The 17,942-nt window shown below is 40.1% G+C and carries 15 protein-coding genes and 2 tRNA genes; 14 read left to right on the plus strand and 3 right to left on the minus strand.

The window, feature by feature from the left end; genetic code table 11:
* Nucleotides 1–40 precede the first annotated feature (40 nt).
* The 12 genes from glmM (at nt 41) to nlpI (ending at nt 12,390) form a co-directional block, all read left to right on the plus strand.
* A complete protein-coding gene (gene glmM / locus VSAL_RS03340) occupies nt 41–1,378 on the plus strand; it encodes a phosphoglucosamine mutase (RefSeq protein WP_012549402.1) in 1,338 nt (445 codons plus the stop codon).
* A 151-nt stretch (nt 1,379–1,529) separates the two neighbouring features.
* Nucleotides 1,530–1,862, plus strand: a complete 333-nt coding sequence (gene secG / locus VSAL_RS03345) for a preprotein translocase subunit SecG (RefSeq protein ID WP_012549403.1) — start codon at nt 1,530–1,532, stop codon at nt 1,860–1,862.
* 9 nt (nt 1,863–1,871) lie between these two features.
* A tRNA-Leu gene (locus tag VSAL_RS03350) sits at nt 1,872–1,956 on the plus strand.
* Nucleotides 1,957–2,026: 70 nt separating this feature from the next.
* A tRNA-Met gene (locus VSAL_RS03355) sits at nt 2,027–2,103 on the plus strand.
* Nucleotides 2,104–2,269: 166 nt separating this feature from the next.
* Entirely contained in the window at nt 2,270–2,725 is a 456-nt protein-coding gene (gene rimP / locus VSAL_RS03360) for a ribosome maturation factor RimP (protein WP_012549404.1), read from the plus strand.
* Between the two features lie 16 nt (nt 2,726–2,741).
* Entirely contained in the window at nt 2,742–4,229 is a 1,488-nt protein-coding gene (nusA, locus tag VSAL_RS03365) for a transcription termination factor NusA (protein WP_012549405.1), read from the plus strand.
* Between the two features lie 23 nt (nt 4,230–4,252).
* Nucleotides 4,253–6,928, plus strand: coding sequence for a translation initiation factor IF-2 (gene infB, locus VSAL_RS03370; RefSeq protein WP_012549406.1), 2,676 nt, complete (start codon nt 4,253–4,255; stop codon nt 6,926–6,928).
* 113 nt (nt 6,929–7,041) lie between these two features.
* On the plus strand, nt 7,042–7,449 hold the full coding sequence (rbfA, locus tag VSAL_RS03375) for a 30S ribosome-binding factor RbfA (RefSeq protein WP_012549407.1): 408 nt from the start codon (nt 7,042–7,044) through the stop codon (nt 7,447–7,449).
* Nucleotides 7,449–8,405 (plus strand): tRNA pseudouridine(55) synthase TruB, encoded by a 957-nt coding sequence (gene truB, locus VSAL_RS03380; RefSeq protein WP_012549408.1) that lies wholly within the window; start codon nt 7,449–7,451, stop codon nt 8,403–8,405. The genes rbfA and truB overlap by 1 nt, the downstream gene beginning before the upstream one ends.
* Nucleotides 8,406–8,567: 162 nt before the next feature.
* On the plus strand, nt 8,568–8,837 hold the full coding sequence (rpsO, locus tag VSAL_RS03385) for a 30S ribosomal protein S15 (protein WP_012549409.1): 270 nt from the start codon (nt 8,568–8,570) through the stop codon (nt 8,835–8,837).
* 329 nt (nt 8,838–9,166) lie between these two features.
* The gene (gene pnp, locus VSAL_RS03390; RefSeq protein WP_044583183.1) at nt 9,167–11,296 is read left to right on the plus strand and encodes a polyribonucleotide nucleotidyltransferase; all 2,130 of its coding nucleotides are present in this window, start codon (nt 9,167–9,169) and stop codon (nt 11,294–11,296) included.
* 110 nt (nt 11,297–11,406) lie between these two features.
* Nucleotides 11,407–12,390 carry a lipoprotein NlpI gene (nlpI, locus tag VSAL_RS03395; protein ID WP_012549411.1) on the plus strand — a complete coding sequence of 328 codons (984 nt, stop codon included), beginning with the start codon at nt 11,407–11,409 and terminating at the stop codon, nt 12,388–12,390.
* Between the two features lie 82 nt (nt 12,391–12,472).
* Here nlpI and VSAL_RS03400 read toward each other — a convergent pair whose 3' ends face one another.
* The 3 genes from VSAL_RS03400 to VSAL_RS03410 form a co-directional block, all read right to left on the minus strand.
* On the minus strand, nt 12,473–13,351 hold the full coding sequence (locus VSAL_RS03400; RefSeq protein ID WP_012549412.1) for a U32 family peptidase: 879 nt from the start codon (nt 13,349–13,351) through the stop codon (nt 12,473–12,475).
* 9 nt (nt 13,352–13,360) lie between these two features.
* Nucleotides 13,361–14,362: a ubiquinone anaerobic biosynthesis protein UbiU gene (gene ubiU, locus VSAL_RS03405; RefSeq protein ID WP_012549413.1), complete on the minus strand. Its 1,002-nt coding sequence runs from the start codon at nt 14,360–14,362 to the stop codon at nt 13,361–13,363.
* Nucleotides 14,363–14,577: 215 nt separating this feature from the next.
* The gene (locus tag VSAL_RS03410) at nt 14,578–16,617 is read right to left on the minus strand and encodes a sensor domain-containing protein (protein ID WP_012549414.1); all 2,040 of its coding nucleotides are present in this window, start codon (nt 16,615–16,617) and stop codon (nt 14,578–14,580) included.
* Between the two features lie 214 nt (nt 16,618–16,831).
* Between VSAL_RS03410 and ubiT the strand changes: the two genes are divergently transcribed.
* Both ubiT and VSAL_RS03420 read left to right on the plus strand, forming a co-directional pair.
* A complete protein-coding gene (gene ubiT / locus VSAL_RS03415) occupies nt 16,832–17,350 on the plus strand; it encodes a ubiquinone anaerobic biosynthesis accessory factor UbiT (protein WP_012549415.1) in 519 nt (172 codons plus the stop codon).
* On the plus strand, nt 17,340–17,843 hold the full coding sequence (locus VSAL_RS03420; protein WP_012549416.1) for a GNAT family N-acetyltransferase: 504 nt from the start codon (nt 17,340–17,342) through the stop codon (nt 17,841–17,843). The genes ubiT and VSAL_RS03420 overlap by 11 nt, the downstream gene beginning before the upstream one ends.
* Nucleotides 17,844–17,942: the final 99 nt, after the last annotated feature.

Here is a 17,942-nt window from a genome sequence, read left to right on the forward strand (position 1 = left end):
TTAAAGAATAAATTATTAAAATTAAAACATGGAGTACAACATGGCTGAGCGTAAATATTTTGGAACAGATGGAGTTCGTGGGTTAGTCGGGCAATCGCCGATTACGCCTGAATTTGTTATGAAACTTGGTTGGGCTGCTGGAAAAGTATTGGCTAAACAAGGTACAAAGAAAGTTATTATCGGTAAAGACACGCGTATTTCAGGTTACATGTTGGAATCAGCATTAGAAGCGGGTTTAGCTGCCGCAGGCCTTAAAGCGAAGTTCACCGGCCCAATGCCAACCCCTGCAGTCGCGTATTTAACGCAAACTTTTCGTGCCGAAGCCGGTATTGTTATTTCGGCTTCTCATAATCCGTATTACGATAATGGCATTAAATTTTTCTCCTCTGAAGGTACGAAATTACCGGATGATGTTGAGATGGCCATTGAAGCTGAACTTGATAAACCAATGACGTGTGTTGAATCAGCATTATTAGGTAAAGCGTCACGTTTAAATGATGCGGCTGGTCGCTATATCGAGTTTTGTAAAAGTACATTTCCAAAAGAGCTTAGCTTAGCTGGCGTTAAAATGGTTGTCGATTGTGCTCATGGGGCGACATACCATATTGCCCCTAATGTTTTTAAAGAGCTTGGCGCAGAGATTATTACTATTGGTTGTGAGCCTAATGGTACCAATATCAATCATGAAGTAGGGGCAACGGATGTTCGCGCCTTACAAGCAAAAGTACTTGAAGAAAAAGCCGATTTTGGTGTCGCTTTTGATGGTGATGGTGACCGCATCATTATGGTTGATGATCTTGGTAATAAAGTTGATGGTGACCAAATTGCCTATATTATTGCTCGTGATGCATTACGTCGTGGTGAGTTAAAAGGTGGCGTTGTAGGCACTCTAATGACCAATATGGGCATGGAAGTAGCTTTGCGTAATTTAGGTATACCTTTTGTACGCTCTAACGTTGGTGACCGCTACGTCATGGAAAAATTATTGGAAAATAATTGGAAAATTGGTGCTGAAAATTCAGGTCATGTTATTTTATTAGACAAAGTAACGACGGGGGATGCAATTGTAGCTGCTCTGCAAGTTATCGCTTCAATTGTTGGCAGTAAAATGTCATTGAAAGAACTTTGTAATGGTATGACGTTATTCCCGCAAGTTTTGGAAAATATCCGTTTTGTTGGTGATAATAATCCATTAGATACCGAGTTAGTTAAAGCAGCTCAGGCTGATGTAGAAACTAAACTTGGTGATAATGGTCGAGTTTTATTACGAAAATCAGGAACTGAACCATTAATTCGCGTTATGGTTGAAGGTGAAAATGCTGAGCTTGTGCAGCAATATGCTCTTCAAATTGTAGATGCAGTGAAAGAAAGCTGTTAATTTAAGCAATTAAATGAAATTGAACGTTTTTTGTTAATTTTAGCTTGTCATAGTAGCCTAGTTTGGTTAATATCCTCCGGCCTCTTAATTGAGAGCGCGCTGGTGTTGCCAATGGGCTACCGGTACATTAATTAGATACATAGGTGACGGAATGCATACGATTCTACTTGTGATTTATCTGATTGCCGCAGTCGGTGTAATTGGCCTAGTATTGGTACAACACGGTAAAGGCGCAGATATGGGAGCCTCATTTGGGGCTGGAGCATCAAATACAGTATTTGGCTCTGGTGGCTCTGGAAACTTTTTAACTCGAATGACTGCAATTTGTGCAACAGTATTTTTTATTATCAGTTTAGCATTAGGCAATATGTCTACGCACAAATCTGAAGGCTTTGATCTTAAATTAGATCAACAAGCAACAGAGCAAGTAACTGATAATGTGAGTGACGTTCCTGCTACTGAAAACAGCGACGTTCCTCTTTAAACGAATTTAGCCGAGATGGTGAAATTGGTAGACACGCTAGCATGAGGTGCTAGTGCCTTAGGGTATGAGGGTTCAAGTCCCTCTCTCGGCACCATATTTCAGACAAGAATCTGATTCTTGTAATAAAAGGATAAAGAAACTATACTTTCTTTGTTCTTTTCGGACGCGGGATGGAGCAGTTTGGTAGCTCGTCGGGCTCATAACCCGAAGGTCGTCGGTTCAAATCCGGCTCCCGCAACCAATTATCTAGTAAGAGTAATTGCTATTATTAGATAAGTCACGCAAGTGGCATTCAGGGTCCAGCAGTATTAAACCCCGCAATTATCGGGGTTTTTTGCTATCTGAAACAGACTGTTTTTTAAAAATTGGGCCTTTTAGTGCCCTTTTTTTGTTTTCAGGGGATATCAATGACAGGATTAGAAAGACAACTAACAGAAATGCTTGAGGCTCCTGTTGGTGCTTTAGGTTATGAATTGGTCGGTTTAGAATTTATTCGTGCGGGTGAGCATTCAACGTTACGTGTTTTTATCGATCATGAAAATGGCATATTTGTAGAAGACTGTGCGGAAGCTAGTCGTCAAATCAGTGCTGTAATGGATGTAGAAGATCCAATCACAGTAGCATATAACCTAGAGGTTTCGTCTCCAGGTCTTGAACGTCCACTGTTTAAAGCAGCACATTATCAACAATTTGTTGGTCACGAGGTCAGCCTTGTATTAAAGATGCCGATGAATAACCGTCGTAAATGGAAAGGAGACATTCTGGACATTAACGGTGAAATTGTTACGGTTACAGTTGATGGTAACAATGAAGAATTTGCGTTAAGCAACATTTCAAAGGCGAACTTAGTTCCTAAATTTTAAGGCTGAAGAGGCTAAAATGAACAAAGAAATCTTAGCTGTTGTAGAAGCAGTATCAAATGAAAAAGCTGTTCCTCGTGAACGAATTTTTGAAGCATTAGAAATCGCATTAGCAACAGCAACAAAGAAAAAATCTGCGCTGGAAATTGAAGTACGTGTAGCGATTGATCGCAAAACAGGTGCAGTTGAAACTTTCCGTCGTTGGGTTGCGGTTGCTCAAGTTGAGCACCCTACATTAGAAATATCTATTGAAGCGGCACAATTTGAAGATGAAACAATCGAAATCGGTGGTTTTATTGAAGATGATATCGAATCAGTAACGTTTGACCGTATTACGACACAAACAGCGAAGCAAGTTATCGTACAAAAAGTACGTGAAGCTGAGCGTGCGATGATCGTTGAGCAGTTTATTGATAACGAAGGTGAGTTAATCACTGGTATCGTTAAAAAAGTAAACCGCGATGCAATTATCGTTGATCTAGGTAGCAACGCTGAAGCGGTTATTTTACGTGAAGATCAACTTCCACGTGAAAATTTCCGTCCAGGTGACCGTGTTCGTGGTCTGCTATATGCAGTTAAACCAGAAGCTCGCGGTTTCCAGTTATTCATGACTCGCTCAAAAGGCGTAATGTTAACTGAATTGTTCCGCGTTGAAGTGCCTGAAATCGGTGAAGAACTGATTGAAATTAAAGCCGCTGCTCGTGATCCTGGTTCTCGTGCTAAAATCGCTGTGAAAACAAACGATAAACGTATTGATCCTGTTGGTGCGTGTGTTGGTATGCGTGGCGCTCGTGTTCAAGCTGTATCAAATGATCTTGGTGGCGAACGTATTGATATCGTGCTTTGGGATGATAATCCTGCACAGTTTGTTATCAACTCTATGGCTCCAGCAGAAGTGGCTTCTATTATTGTAGATGAAGACAACAATACGATGGATATTGCTGTTGAAGCTGATAATCTAGCACAAGCAATTGGCCGTAGTGGTCAAAATGTACGTCTAGCGTCTCAACTGACTGGTTGGGAACTTAACGTAATGACTGTTGCTGACCTTAATAAGAAGCACCAAGAAGAAGCTCAAGGTTCTATTGATGCATTTGTTAAGCATTTAGACATTGATGCAGATTTTGCTCAACTATTAGTTGAAGAAGGTTTCACTACGCTTGAAGAGATCGCTTACGTACCAGTAAACGAACTATTAGAAGTGGAAGCTTTAGACGAAGAAACAGTGGATCTTCTTCGTACTCGCGCTAAAGAAGCATTAACAACTCTCGCACTAGCACAAGAAGAGTCTCTTGATGGTATTGAACCAGCAGAAGACTTACTTGCTCTTGAAGGTCTAGAGCGTGAATTGGCATTTAAATTTGCAGCTAAAGGTGTAATTACACTTGAAGATCTTGCAGACCAAGGTGTTGATGAGTTGTCTGATATTGAAGACTTAACAGAAGAACGTGCTGGTGAGTTAATCATGGCTGCACGTAATATTTGTTGGTTTAGCGACGAAGCATAATTATTTCAGCAAGGAGAAGCGGTATGACAAAGCTTACGGTAAAAGCACTTAGTGAAGACATTGGAACTCCAGTTGACCGCTTACTTCAGCAATTTTCAGATGCTGGTATTAATAAAAAAGATGGAGACTCTGTTTCTGAAGGTGAAAAGCAATCATTGCTTATTCATCTAAAAAAAGAGCATGGTAGCGCTGATGAAAGTGCTTCACCAACCCGTCTCACTCTTCAACGCAAAACTCGTAGCACGTTAAGTGTTGCTGGTTCTGGCGGTAAAAGTAAAGATGTGCAAGTAGAAGTGCGTAAAAAACGTACTTATGTAAAAGCGAGCACGCTTGAAGAAGAGAAAAAAACTGAGCAAATGAAAGTAGAGGCTGGAGACAAGGCCAAACGTGACGCAGAGGAAGCTGCCGTTCGCGAACTTGAACAAAAGGCTAAACGTGAAGCGGAAGAAAAAGCTAAACGTGAAGCAGAAGCAGAAGTCAAAGTAAAGCGTGACGCAGAACAAACAGCGAAACGCACTAAGACTGAAAAGGCTAAAAAAGAAATGACTACTAAAAATGATCAAGCAAAAACAGAAGCTGATGAATTGAAACTTCGTCAGGAAACAGAAGCGACTCGTAAAGCAGAAGCAGAAGCTGCAAAACTAGTTGAAGATGCACGTAAACTGGCTGAAGAAAACGAAGGCCGTTGGAAAGAAGAAGAACAAAAGAAAACAGCTGCTGAAAAAACGGCTGATTATCATGTAACAACGTCAACTCACGCTCGTGAAGCTGAAGATGCAGCTGACCGTAAAGATGAGCAACAGCCACGTCGTCGTAAGAAAAAAGCGAAAGCGGCGCCAGTAGAACGCGGTGGTCGCAACCAACGTGGCGGACGTAACAGAAAACCTCAAGTTAACAAACCAACCTCTATGCAACATGGCTTTGATAAGTCAGCGACTGTTGCTAAGCAAGATGTTGCGATTGGTGAAACAATTATTGTTTCTGAACTTGCAAACAAAATGTCAGTTAAAGCAACTGAAGTAATTAAAGTTATGATGAAGATGGGCGCTATGGCGACTATCAACCAAGTTATTGACCAAGAAACTGCAGCATTAGTTGCTGAAGAAATGGGTCATAAAGTGGTTCTTCGTAAAGAAAACGAATTAGAAGAAGCGGTACTGTCTGATCGTGATAACAGCGCAACGGTTGAAGGCCGTGCTCCAGTTGTTACTATCATGGGTCACGTAGACCACGGTAAAACATCTACACTGGATTACATTCGTCGTGCACACGTTGCTGACGCTGAAGCTGGTGGTATCACACAACACATCGGTGCATACCACGTTGAAACTGACAACGGTATGATCACTTTCCTTGATACTCCTGGACACGCAGCCTTTACTGCAATGCGTGCTCGTGGTGCTCAAGCGACGGATATCGTTGTTCTTGTTGTTGCTGCAGATGATGGTGTTATGCCACAAACAATCGAAGCTATCCAACACGCAAAAGCGGCTGGCGTACCTCTGATTGTTGCTGTAAACAAAATCGATAAAGAAGGCGCTAACCCAGATAACGTTAAAAATGAGCTTGCTCAATATGACATTATTCCTGAGGAGTGGGGCGGTGAGAACATGTTTGTTCACATCTCTGCTAAGCAAGGCACTAACATTGAAGGTCTTCTAGAAGCTATCCTTCTTCAATCTGAAGTACTTGAATTAACTGCAGTTAAAGAAGGTATGGCATCAGGTGTTGTTGTTGAATCTCGTCTTGATAAAGGTCGTGGTCCAGTTGCTACTGTTCTTGTTCAATCAGGTACTTTACACAAGGGTGACATCGTTCTTTGTGGTCAAGAGTATGGCCGTGTTCGTGCTATGCGTGATGAAAACGGTAAAGACATCGACAGTGCTGGTCCATCAATTCCTGTTGAGATTCTTGGTCTTTCAGGCGTTCCAGCATCAGGTGATGAAGCGACTGTTGTTCGTGATGAGCGTAAAGCTCGTGAAGTTGCGAACTACCGTCAAGGTAAATTCCGTGATGTGAAACTTGCTCGTCAACAAAAAGCAAAACTAGAAAACATGTTTGCAAACATGGAAGCTGGTGAAGTTGCTGAATGTAACGTTGTACTTAAAGCGGACGTTCAAGGTTCTGTTGAAGCGATTGCTGATTCATTACGTAAACTATCAACTGACGAAGTTAAAGTTAACATCGTAGGTTCTGGTGTTGGTGGTATTACTGAAACTGATGCAACTCTTGCAGCGGCTTCAAATGCGATTCTTTTAGGCTTCAACGTACGTGCTGATACAAGTGCACGTCGTACAATCGAAAATGAAAACCTAGATCTTCGTTACTACTCAATCATTTACCAATTGATTGACGAAGTTAAACAAGCGATGGGCGGTATGCTTGCTCCTGAATTCCGTCAAGAAATCATTGGTCTTGCACAAGTACGTGAAGTATTCAAATCTCCTAAGATTGGTGCTGTTGCTGGTTGTATGGTTACTGAAGGTACGATTAAGCGTAACAACCCAATCCGTGTATTACGTGACAATATCGTAATTTACGAAGGTGAACTAGAATCACTACGTCGCTTTAAAGATGACATGCCAGAAGTTAAGAATGGCTACGAATGTGGTATCGGCGTTAAGAACTACAATGATGTTCGCGTTGGTGACCAAATCGAAGTATTCGAAATTGTTGAGATTCAACGTACTCTTGATTAATTGACTATAATTACACCTATTATTAAATAAAAATAATAGGGTAATCGGTTGTTAAATACACCATGGGGGGCTGGTAATTACCACGCCCCCCATCTTTCTAAGTGAGAAATGATATGTCAAAAGAATTTAGCCGCGCACAACGTGTGTCGCAACAGCTACAAAAAGAATTAGCCGTAATTCTACAACGTGAAGTTCGTGATTCACGCATCGGTATGGTGACTATTTCAGATGTTGAAGTATCTCGTGATCTTGCTTACGCAAAAGTATTCGTTACTTTTTTCTGTGTTGGTGAGCAAACGCCTGAAACATGTCTAGCGGCATTGAAAGAACACGAAGTACCTGTTCGAATGATGCTTGGTAAACGTATTCGTCACCGTTTAACGCCTGAAGTACGTTTTACTTACGACAACACTTTAGTTGAAGGTATGCGCATGTCTAACCTAGTGTCAGATGTTGTGAATACAGATAAGCGTAAAATGGCAGAATCAGGTCGTACTGAATCTGACGAAGGGGAAGAGTAATGGCTCGTCGTCGTAAGGGTCGTCCTATAGATGGTGTTATCTTAATTGATAAACCGGCAGGAATTACGTCGAACGATACATTGCAAAAAGTAAAACGCATCTACTTTGCAGAGAAAGCGGGCCATACTGGTGCGCTTGATCCTCTTGCTACCGGTATGCTGCCTCTTTGTTTTGGTGAAGCGACGAAGTTTTCTCAGTTCTTATTGGATTCAGACAAGCGTTATCGTGTGGTTGCTAAATTAGGTGAACGCACAAATACATCTGACTCTGATGGTGAAGTGGTTGAAACTCGTGAAGTAAAAGTTGACCGTGGTCAGCTTGAACGTTGCATTGCCAAGTTTCGTGGAACAACCGATCAAATTCCATCAATGTTTTCTGCGTTAAAACATGAAGGTCGCCCTTTGTATGAATACGCACGTGAAGGCATTGAAGTTCCTCGTAAGTCTCGAAAAATTACGGTTTATTCAATTGAATTAATCCGTTTTGAAGGTCATGAAGTTGAAATGGAAGTGCATTGTTCAAAAGGCACTTACATTCGAACAATAACGGATGATCTTGGCGAAATGTTGGGTTGTGGTGCTCACGTAACGTATTTACGCCGCACTGGGGTGTCAAATTACCCATATGAAAATATGGTGACGATTGAACACCTTGAAGCATTATTAGAGAAAGCACATCGTGAAGAGATTTCACCTCGTGAATTACTTGATCCTCTATTAATGCCTATGGATTCCGCGGTACAAGATTTACCTGAAGTAAATATGATCACAGAATTAGCCGATCATGTTTTACATGGTCAGCCAGTTCAAGTATTTGGCGCTCCACAAGATGGCATTGTTCGCATGACATCTGGTGAAGAACGTTTATTTATTGGTATTGGTCATATTGATGATGATGGTCGAGTTGCACCAAAGCGTTTAGTTGTATTTAGAGATGAAATCGAAGAAGACAAATAAGTCGCATTGAAGCAATATAATTAAGAAAGAGTAAAGGCCTTGGTGTTTTTACTCTTTTTTATTGCTTTATTATTGTTCATCCGTATAATTCGCTCTTCGCGTAGTGGCTGAATCAGAGATTGGCTGCTGCAAATATTAAACACTCTTACTCAGGAGAGATTTATGTCTCTGAATGCAGAAACTAAAGCAGCAATCGTTGCAGAATACGCACAATGTGAAAACGATACAGGTTCACCAGAAGTACAAGTAGCACTACTTACTGCTTCTATTAACCACCTTCAAGGTCACTTTGCTAATCACAAGCACGATCACCACAGCCGTCGTGGTCTATTACGTATGGTTTCAAGCCGTCGTAAGCTTCTTGATTACCTTAAAGGTAAAAACAGTACTCGTTACCAAGATCTAATCAAACGTCTAGGCCTACGTCGCTAATTTGCGATGTCTGTAAAGACAGTTTGAAAAAAGGAGCGTTTATCGCTCTTTTTTTTATGCCTGCAATTCCCCTTTTTCAATTCTGAAACTCGCATATTGCCCTAATTGGGGTATACTGTGGCCGTTGAAATCGCAGTGTGCGCTTTGACAATATAATCTTATTCATCGTATTACAGTCACCGAAGTCGGCCACTAGGTCGCGACTATTACAAGTTATCTTTTATTAAGTAAATTTGTACTAGTCGCGACTGGTAATATGTTGAACCATCTACGTAAAGTGTTTTAGTCGCAGATAGAAATATATGTGTATTGAGGCCAAAGGAAAAAAAATGTTCGAGAAACCAGTCGTAAAATCATTCCAGTACGGTAACCACACCGTAACACTAGAGACGGGCGTAATGGCACGTCAAGCAACTGCAGCAGTAATGGCAAGCATGGACGATACATCAGTATTCGTTTCTGTTGTTGCTAAGAAAGAAGCAGTAGCGGGTCAAGATTTCTTCCCACTAACCGTTAACTACCAAGAGCGTACTTACGCTGCTGGTAAAATCCCAGGTGGTTTCTTTAAGCGTGAAGGCCGTCCTTCTGAAGGCGAAACACTAACGGCTCGTCTAATTGACCGTCCAATTCGTCCACTTTTCCCAAGTGCGTTTAAAAACGAAGTTCAAGTTATCGCTACGGTTGTTTCTATCAACCCTGACGTAAACCCAGACATGATCACTATGATCGCAACGTCTGCGGCACTTTCTATTGCTGGTGTTCCATTTAATGGTCCTATCGGTGCTGCACGTGTTGGTCATATCAACGGTGAGCTTGTTCTTAACCCATCAAACACTGAGCTTGCAAACTCTAAACTAGACCTAGTTGTGTCTGGTACAGAAGCTGCTGTACTAATGGTTGAATCTGAAGCAGATAACCTATCTGAAGAAGAAATGCTTTCTGCTGTTGTATTTGGTCATGACCAACAACAAGTAGTAATCAAAGCAATCAACGAGTTTGCTGCTGAAGTTGCAACGCCGTCTTGGAACTGGGAAGCACCAGTAGTAAACGCAGAGCTTAAAGCACAAGTTGCTGAACTTGCAGAAACTCGTCTTTCTGAAGCGTACCAAATTACTGAAAAAATGGCGCGTTACGAGCAAGTTGGCGCAATCAAAAGTGAAGTTGTTGCAGCACTTCTAGTTCAAAATGAAGCACTAGACGAACGTGAAATCCGCGGTATGCTTGGCGCTCTAGAGAAAAACGTAGTACGTAGCCGTATTATTGCTGGTCACCCACGTATCGATGGCCGTGAAAAAGACATGGTTCGTGCGCTAGACGTACGTACTGGTGTTCTTCCTCGTACTCACGGTTCAGCTCTATTTACTCGTGGTGAAACTCAAGCACTTGTTACTGCAACGCTTGGTACACAACGTGATGCTCAAATCATCGATAGCTTAATGGGTGAGAAGAAAGATCACTTCCTTCTACACTACAACTTTCCTCCATACTGTGTTGGTGAAACTGGCTTTGTTGGTTCACCTAAGCGTCGTGAAATCGGCCACGGTAAACTGGCTAAACGCGGTATCGCAGCAGTTATGCCTTCTGTTGAAGAATTCCCATACACAGTACGTGTCGTATCGGAAATCACTGAATCTAACGGTTCATCTTCAATGGCTTCTGTATGTGGTACATCTCTAGCGCTTATGGATGCTGGTGTTCCAATTAAAGCGTCTGTTGCTGGTATCGCTATGGGTCTTGTTAAAGAAGGCGACGATTTCGTTGTTCTTTCTGACATCCTTGGCGACGAAGATCACCTAGGTGACATGGACTTTAAAGTTGCAGGTACTAACGCTGGTATTACTGCACTTCAAATGGACATCAAAATTGAAGGTATCACTAAAGAGATCATGCAGATCGCTCTTAACCAGGCACAAGGTGCGCGTAAGCATATCCTTACAGTAATGGATGAAGCAATCTCAGGCGCTCGTGAAGATATCTCACAATACGCTCCACGTATCCACACAATGAAAATCAGCTCTGATAAGATCAAAGATGTTATCGGTAAAGGTGGCGCGGTTATCCGTGCTCTTTGTGAAGAAACGGGTACAACTATCGAAATCGAAGACGATGGCACAATCAAAATCGCTGCGACTGAAGGTGCTGCTGCGAAAGAAGCTATCCGTCGTATCGAAGAAATTACTGCTGAAGTTGAAGTGGGTAAAATCTACCCAGGTAAAGTTATGCGCATCGTTGATTTCGGTGCATTCGTAACGGTTCTTGGTCCTAAAGAAGGTCTAGTTCATATTTCTCAAATTGCTGAAGAGCGTATTGAGAAAGTGGCAGATCATCTACAAGTTGGTCAAGAAGTTCAAACTAAAGTACTAGAAATAGACCGTCAAGGCCGTATTCGTCTAAGTATTAAAGAAGCAACTGCAGAGCTAAACCCTGTTGCTGCAACTGAAGTAAAAGACGCAGAATAATCTGATTGATTACAGTCTTTTGATGTAAAGCGTGTTATAAAGGGAGCAGAGATGCTCCCTTTTTTTTGCATCAGGGCGACTAAAAATAGATTTATTGTAGGAGATAATGAGTGAATTGGATTCGAATTACGCTAGTCAGTGCCGTCTTAATATTATCAGGATGTGCATCAACAAAGGATTCTTCAAGTTGGATGTACCCGCCAATGGCAGTGCCTTTACAACCGAGTATTCAGCAAGAGATTCAACTTTCTCGACTTAATCAATTATTATTACGCACTGATATTGACGACGTAACTCGTGCAAAAATGTTTTATGATCGTGGGTTAATAAATGACAGTTTAGGACTACGTGACTTAGCGCGAGTGGACTTTACTCAGTCTTTAAATTTAAAACCAGATCAGAGTGATGTATTTAATATTTTGGGTGTTTACTACACGCAAAATACCGATTTTGATGGTGCTTATGAAGCCTTCGATTCTGCCTTAGAATTAGATCCATCGAATCAATTTGCAGAACGAAATTTAGCGATTGCCCTTTATTATGGTGAGCGTTATGACCAAGCTTATGAGATAGCAAAAAAACACTATAATGATGCACAAAGTGATCCGTACCGTGCTATTTGGTTATATTGGATTGGTTTAAATGTGGATGCAACAGCCGCAACAGAAGCATTTAAAATACAGTACCAAGAAAGAACAGATGAAGATTTTGGTTGGGATTTAGCGGGTGTTATTTTAAAAGAAACATCGGATGATGCTTTCTTTCAAAAAATCTTAACGACGACTCGAAATAATACCGCACTTGCTCAGAAACTAACAGAAGGGTACTTTTACCTTGGTAAGCGTTATCAGTATGAAGGGGATTACCCTACTGCGATTGCATTATACAAGTTAGCTATGTCAAATAATGTGTATGAATTTGTAGAACATCGTTACTCTTTCATTGAACTGGGTAATATTTTTAAAACGCTGCGTGAATTACAAGAACAAAAACAGAAAGAACAGCAAGCGTTAGAAGTGAAAGAAAAGCAGAATAGCCCAGAGCAAGACAGTGTAGAAAAAGAAGAATTAAAGAAGGAAGCGACTACTAAATAATATAGATTATTTAGTGGTTCATAATATAAAAAGCCCTTATTTTAAAAGGTAAGGGCTTTTTATTTATAGCGAAAACTCACTGCTACATTTGAACAGCAAGCCCTGCAATATTATGCCAATAACCATTGCAATGGCGGGAATCGTTTAGTTGATACTTTTCAATCCCTTTTTCGTTGAGTTTGAATTTATTTATTTCATCAAACGTATCTACGCTCAATGGACTCAATCTGACGACATCAACGAGATCAATCATGCTTGGTAGATCATTAATTAAGTTATAGCAATAACCTGATTGAGTTTGAATGCCATTAAGAGTGAATACTTCTTGACCTTCTTGACTATTTACAGTGATACCGTTTGGGTATTTGATACAACAGGTTTCACATTCATCTTTTGGTTTGTTCTCGGCTCTTGCGGTGAAGCATCGAGCAGAATAGGCCAAAGGAAGATAACCATAACTGAACACTTCAGTTTCAAACTTTCCTTTAATACCTAACTCATCACATTGTATTAGCACATTGTTGAGCCATTCACGTGAAAGCTCTACAGGCATACACCAACGAGTCATACCTTGCTTTAAGAATAAGTTCAATGTTTGGGCGTTATAGCAGTTAACCGCAGGGCCAACAACAAATGGAACCTTACTTTCTGAGGCAAGTTGAATTGCTGACACATCATTAGCTTCAATAATAAAATCGCCATTATCAATGTACTTTTTCATCGCATTGACTTCGCTTGGCGCTTCTAAAAGAGCCATCGTTGACAGCACAACTTGTTTACCTGAACTTGATAGATCCTTGGCTATTGAAAACCAGTCTTTAGGTTTTATTTCTCTTCGTTTAGAGCAAACACTTTCACCTAAATAGATAATATCAGCTTGGCTATTTGAAGCTTGTTGATAAAATTGTTCTATATTATCTTTAGACCAAAAATACAGCAGTGGACCAAGTGCATATTTCATTATTTTCTCCTACTGCCATTTCTTATGGTAAGCACCAAGGGTAGTTTGTGTGCCTTCTGATACATTCGCTAATGTTGCATCCCATTGAGGTTCAACAGAATAACCTTCAGGATTTGCTTTATAGCGATCAATAGCTGCACGCCATGTACGAGTTACTTGTTCAACATAAGCAGGGCTGCGTTGGCGACCTTCAATTTTTACTGACGCGACGTTGGCTGAAAATAACTCAGGAACCAAAGATAGGGTATTTAAACTGGTTGGCTCCTCTAATGCGTGAAATGTTTTTCCTTGAACATCAAAGCGGCCTTTACACAACGTTGGATAGCCTGCGTTTTCACCTTCACCATAACGATCGATCAGAATATTATTCAATCGTGATTCTAATCCGTTTTCTGTTTCTTGCCAGCGAACGTATTTTGCAGGGGAGCAAGCACCCACGGTATTTGGTGATTCACCGGTCATATAAGAAGAGAGATAACAACGCCCTTCAGACATTATGCATAAACTACCAAAAGCAAAAACCTCAAGATCTACGTCTGAGGTTAAGTTACGTGATAATTGCTTCACTTGATGAATCGATAATACGCGGGGTAAGACAACGCGTTTAATATTGAAATTCTTTTTATAGAAATCGATGGCAGCAACGTTTGTTGCAGAGGCTTGAACAGATAAATGCAGCTCTAATTCTGGGTAAGTATTAGCTGCATATTCTAAAACACCAATGTCTGAAATGATAAGTGCATCAATGCCCATTGCGGCTGCATTATCTACCGCTTTTGTCCAGCGATTGAAGCCGTCTGGGTGCGCAAAAGTATTTAGCGCGACATGAATATGCTTATTATTATCGTGAACATATTGCACTGCTTTCTCAAGCTTTTTACCTGTGAAATTTAAACCAGCAAAATGGCGTGCGTTTGTATCGTCTTTAAAGCCGATATAAACAGCATCAGCACCACAATCAATGGCGGTTTTTAATGCAGGTAAATTACCAGCTGGGCAGAGGAGTTCCATGAGAATACCTAGTTACAAAAATCTGATGCTCTATGATAGAGATAAGAAAAATAAGGAACTTGATGTAAGGCAGGTTTTTTGTTGTTTTGTCCTTAAAATAAAGACTTGGTAATGGAATGGACTAAGTGTCGTGATTTGTTGTTTAACTTGGAAGTAGGGGGCTGTAATACCTAGGAAGTGGTGGTTTCTCTCTAGGTATCAAGTTGAGATATTTGCTAGGATGATGCGCGTTTGTTCTGTACTAATAGCGCTTCAATCTCTTGTTTTGGCTGAGGCTTATAGAAATGGAAGCCTTGTATCGAATCACAATTTAAACTGGACAGTAGCATTGCTTGTTGTCTTGTTTCTACTCCCTCAGCAATAATATCCATATTTAAGTTTTTTCCGAGATTAATCACGTTTTCAATAATGGTAATTTGTTTTGGTAGTGTATCAATTTCACTAATGAAACCACGGTCGATTTTTAATTCATCGACAGGGAATCTTGCTAAGTAAGCAAGGGAAGAATAGCCCGTTCCAAAATCATCTATCGACAGTGTAAATCCCAGTTTTTTAATGGCATCGAGCATCTGAATCGCATGTTCACCATCACTCATTACGGCACTTTCTGTTAATTCCAAGGTAATGCAATTAGGATCGACTTGGGTCGTTTTTAGTAATCTTTCCATATACTCAATGAGTTGTGGATTACCAAATTGTGCTGGAGATAAATTGATAGCAATACGACCGGGTAAAATACCTTGGTTACCCCATTCTTTTACCGTTTGGAAAACCTCACGCATAACCACTTTGCCGAGAGTTTCTATTAAACCTGAGCGTTCTGCGACAGGAATAAATCGAGCGGGGCTAATGTAACCTTCAACCGGATGTTTCCAACGAACGAGGGCTTCTGCACCATTAATTCTGAAATCACGGGCACTTACTTTTGGTTGGTACCACACTTCGAGTCCATTATTTTGCAGTGCTTTTTGTAATTCGATTTCTAACCATAGACGCATTCTTGCTTCTTTATTCATTTGATCATGGAATTTGATCAAACGATTACGACCACGATCTTTTGCTTCGTACATCGCAGTATCTGCATTTTGTAGCAAACTGCGGGCATCTGTTCCATCTACAGGGTATTGAACACTGCCAATAGAGCAAGCTAATCGTTTTGAAAAGTGTACTAAATCAAATGGTTGGTTTATTAAGTTAATGATCTTTTCAGCAAGTTGGTCAAGGATTTGATTGTGTTCTGGTTTCGGAAAGATAATGCCAAATTCATCGCCGCCTAAATGCCCAACTACGGCATGTTTTGGTAGCAGTTTTTGTAAGCGAGTCGATATCTCTTTTAGTACTCTATCACCAATGTGGTGGCCTAAAGAGTCATTAATGTTTTTAAAATTATCAATATCAATATCAATATCAAGATAGAGCATGAAAAATGGAATGTCTTCTTTGATCATTTTTTCAATAACATGAGTAAAACCGTGGCGGTTATAAATCCCAGTTAAAAGATCAACTTGAGGTGAGCAAATGGTTACATTTTTTTCTGTTGGTTTTTTATTTTTAAGGATAACCAGATGAGCGGTACTACCAAGAACATGCGTCTTTTCTACACTTAAACTCAATTCAGCACGAGTTGCACAATTAGCAGAGCTTCGAACAACGAGCTGTTGCTCAGAAGGAAGAGCAGTAATTAATTCAGATAACGATTTAGTTTTTGATGGTGAACTGAATAATTGTTCAATGCTTTCACCAATAAACTCTGATGGTTTATTAAACCCTAATATTGTGGCTGATGCGGTATTGGCAGAAACGATGATGTCGCCTTCTAATAAGAAAATCGCATCAGTGAGAAGCTCGGTTAACTTACGATATTTTGACTCACTCTCTTCTAATGAATTAAGTAAGAGCTGTCGTTCTGATGTATCGACAGCATGGAATACAATATAAGTATTACCATCTTGCTCTATTGGAAATAAACTAAAATGAAGACTGGTTTCAAAGCGATGATCATTTAAGGTGATTTCAGCTTCTATTTTTTCGCCATTGAATGCTCGGTCATAGTAGGATTTTAATGAAGAATAGAAATGCTCACCTAAAATTTCAGGATCAGTTCGACCACAGAGTGATTCTCGATTTAATCCACTTATCTCACTATATCGGTTATTCACCGTAACGTATTTATGGTCTGAATCCAGAATGGCAAACAAGAAGGGGCTATTGTCTGTTAGTAAAGGAAGCCAATGTTGTATTTGAGCAAGAGACATAGTGGTTACCGCTTTAGTAAATAAGACAAATTACGACCAGATTCATTGGTATTTTAGCTATTAATAATTTGGACGATAAAATATACATTGAATGAAACCCTATTATCCACCTCTATTCGCAATAAGTGGTTTTTTTGATGCGAAACAGGTTAGAACTCAATCAATCAATTTATACTGACCTACAGTTATCGACCAAATGTGATGGAAATTGAGAGTGTTTAATAAAATTCGTTCAACGTTAGTAGAAAATGCGGCCTCTGTCTTAAAAGTACCGGCGAAGGTTGTACCAGTATCGGTGCAGAAGAAGATCTTACTCGAAGGTTTGAAACAAGTCTTTCATGAAGCGCTTGAAGACGGTGATTTTGAGTTTCTTGAAGATAAATGGTTGAAAGTTTCGATTCTTGATCTCGAATTGCAGTGGTTTATCAGTTATCAAGATGAAAAACTGATAGTCTCGGACAAAATAGAAGTTGATGATGTGAGCTTTAGCGGTGAATTAAATGATCTTATTTTAATTGCTGGCCGTAAAGAAGATCCAGATACTCTATTTTTTCAACGTCGCCTAAAAATTGAAGGTGATACAGAGCTTGGTCTTGAAGTGAAAAACTTAATGGACAGTGTTGATCTTGATTCACTGCCTAAACCTTTAAACCAAGCATTAATGACTTTGGCAAATTTTGTACAACAAGGTTTGCAAAAGATTGAAGTAAAAGAGAGCCTTAATGCTTATTAGAACTGAAGCACCCGCTGATATTCTTACTATTGATCTATTAGTAAAATCAGTTTTTGATACTACTGCTGAAGCTAAACTTGTGATGTCTTTACGTGAAAACAGTCACTTAACCTTATCATTGGTTGCTTGTAATGATGACGGAGAGTTGATTGGTCATTGTTTATTTAGCCCTGTGACGATTAATGGTGAAGACATCGCTTGGCAAGGATTAGCGCCACTGTGTGTTAAAAAAGAATATCAAAAGCAAGGTGTTGCGACGGCAATGATGAAAGAAGCGTTTGAAACACTAACAGAACTTGGTTATCCGGTGTGTGTCGTTTTAGGCGATCCGGCTTATTATCAGCGTTTTGGTTTTGAAGCGGCTGAAAAATATAACATGTCATGCCAATGGGAAGTGCCAGAAGGTGCTTTTATGGTAAAAGCGTGTGATGCTGAGTTTTTAGCCGATCGTTCAGGCTTAATTGAATATTGCCCTGAATTTAACGATTTGTAGAAAGTAGATGCTCTCTATTTATGTTAAAAATAACATAGAGAGCATTAATGGTTTATGAAATACTAACTAAGAAACCTAGGGTGAGTACTGATAATAAAG

Source organism: Aliivibrio salmonicida LFI1238 (assembly GCF_000196495.1).
GTDB classification, from domain to species: Bacteria; Pseudomonadota; Gammaproteobacteria; order Enterobacterales; family Vibrionaceae; genus Aliivibrio; species Aliivibrio salmonicida.

Coding starts and splice junctions, on each gene's coding strand:
- infB (WP_012549406.1), top strand. CDS start 4,253: ATGACAAAGCTTACGGTAAAAGCACTTAGTGAAGACATTGGAACTCCA.
- truB (WP_012549408.1), top strand. CDS start 7,449: ATGGCTCGTCGTCGTAAGGGTCGTCCTATAGATGGTGTTATCTTAATT.
- ubiU (WP_012549413.1), bottom strand. CDS start 14,362: ATGGAACTCCTCTGCCCAGCTGGTAATTTACCTGCATTAAAAACCGCC.
- VSAL_RS03400 (WP_012549412.1), bottom strand. CDS start 13,351: ATGAAATATGCACTTGGTCCACTGCTGTATTTTTGGTCTAAAGATAAT.
- rbfA (WP_012549407.1), top strand. CDS start 7,042: ATGTCAAAAGAATTTAGCCGCGCACAACGTGTGTCGCAACAGCTACAA.
- rimP (WP_012549404.1), top strand. CDS start 2,270: ATGACAGGATTAGAAAGACAACTAACAGAAATGCTTGAGGCTCCTGTT.
- rpsO (WP_012549409.1), top strand. CDS start 8,568: ATGTCTCTGAATGCAGAAACTAAAGCAGCAATCGTTGCAGAATACGCA.
- nusA (WP_012549405.1), top strand. CDS start 2,742: ATGAACAAAGAAATCTTAGCTGTTGTAGAAGCAGTATCAAATGAAAAA.
- secG (WP_012549403.1), top strand. CDS start 1,530: ATGCATACGATTCTACTTGTGATTTATCTGATTGCCGCAGTCGGTGTA.
- glmM (WP_012549402.1), top strand. CDS start 41: ATGGCTGAGCGTAAATATTTTGGAACAGATGGAGTTCGTGGGTTAGTC.
- VSAL_RS03420 (WP_012549416.1), top strand. CDS start 17,340: ATGCTTATTAGAACTGAAGCACCCGCTGATATTCTTACTATTGATCTA.
- VSAL_RS03410 (WP_012549414.1), bottom strand. CDS start 16,617: ATGTCTCTTGCTCAAATACAACATTGGCTTCCTTTACTAACAGACAAT.
- pnp (WP_044583183.1), top strand. CDS start 9,167: ATGTTCGAGAAACCAGTCGTAAAATCATTCCAGTACGGTAACCACACC.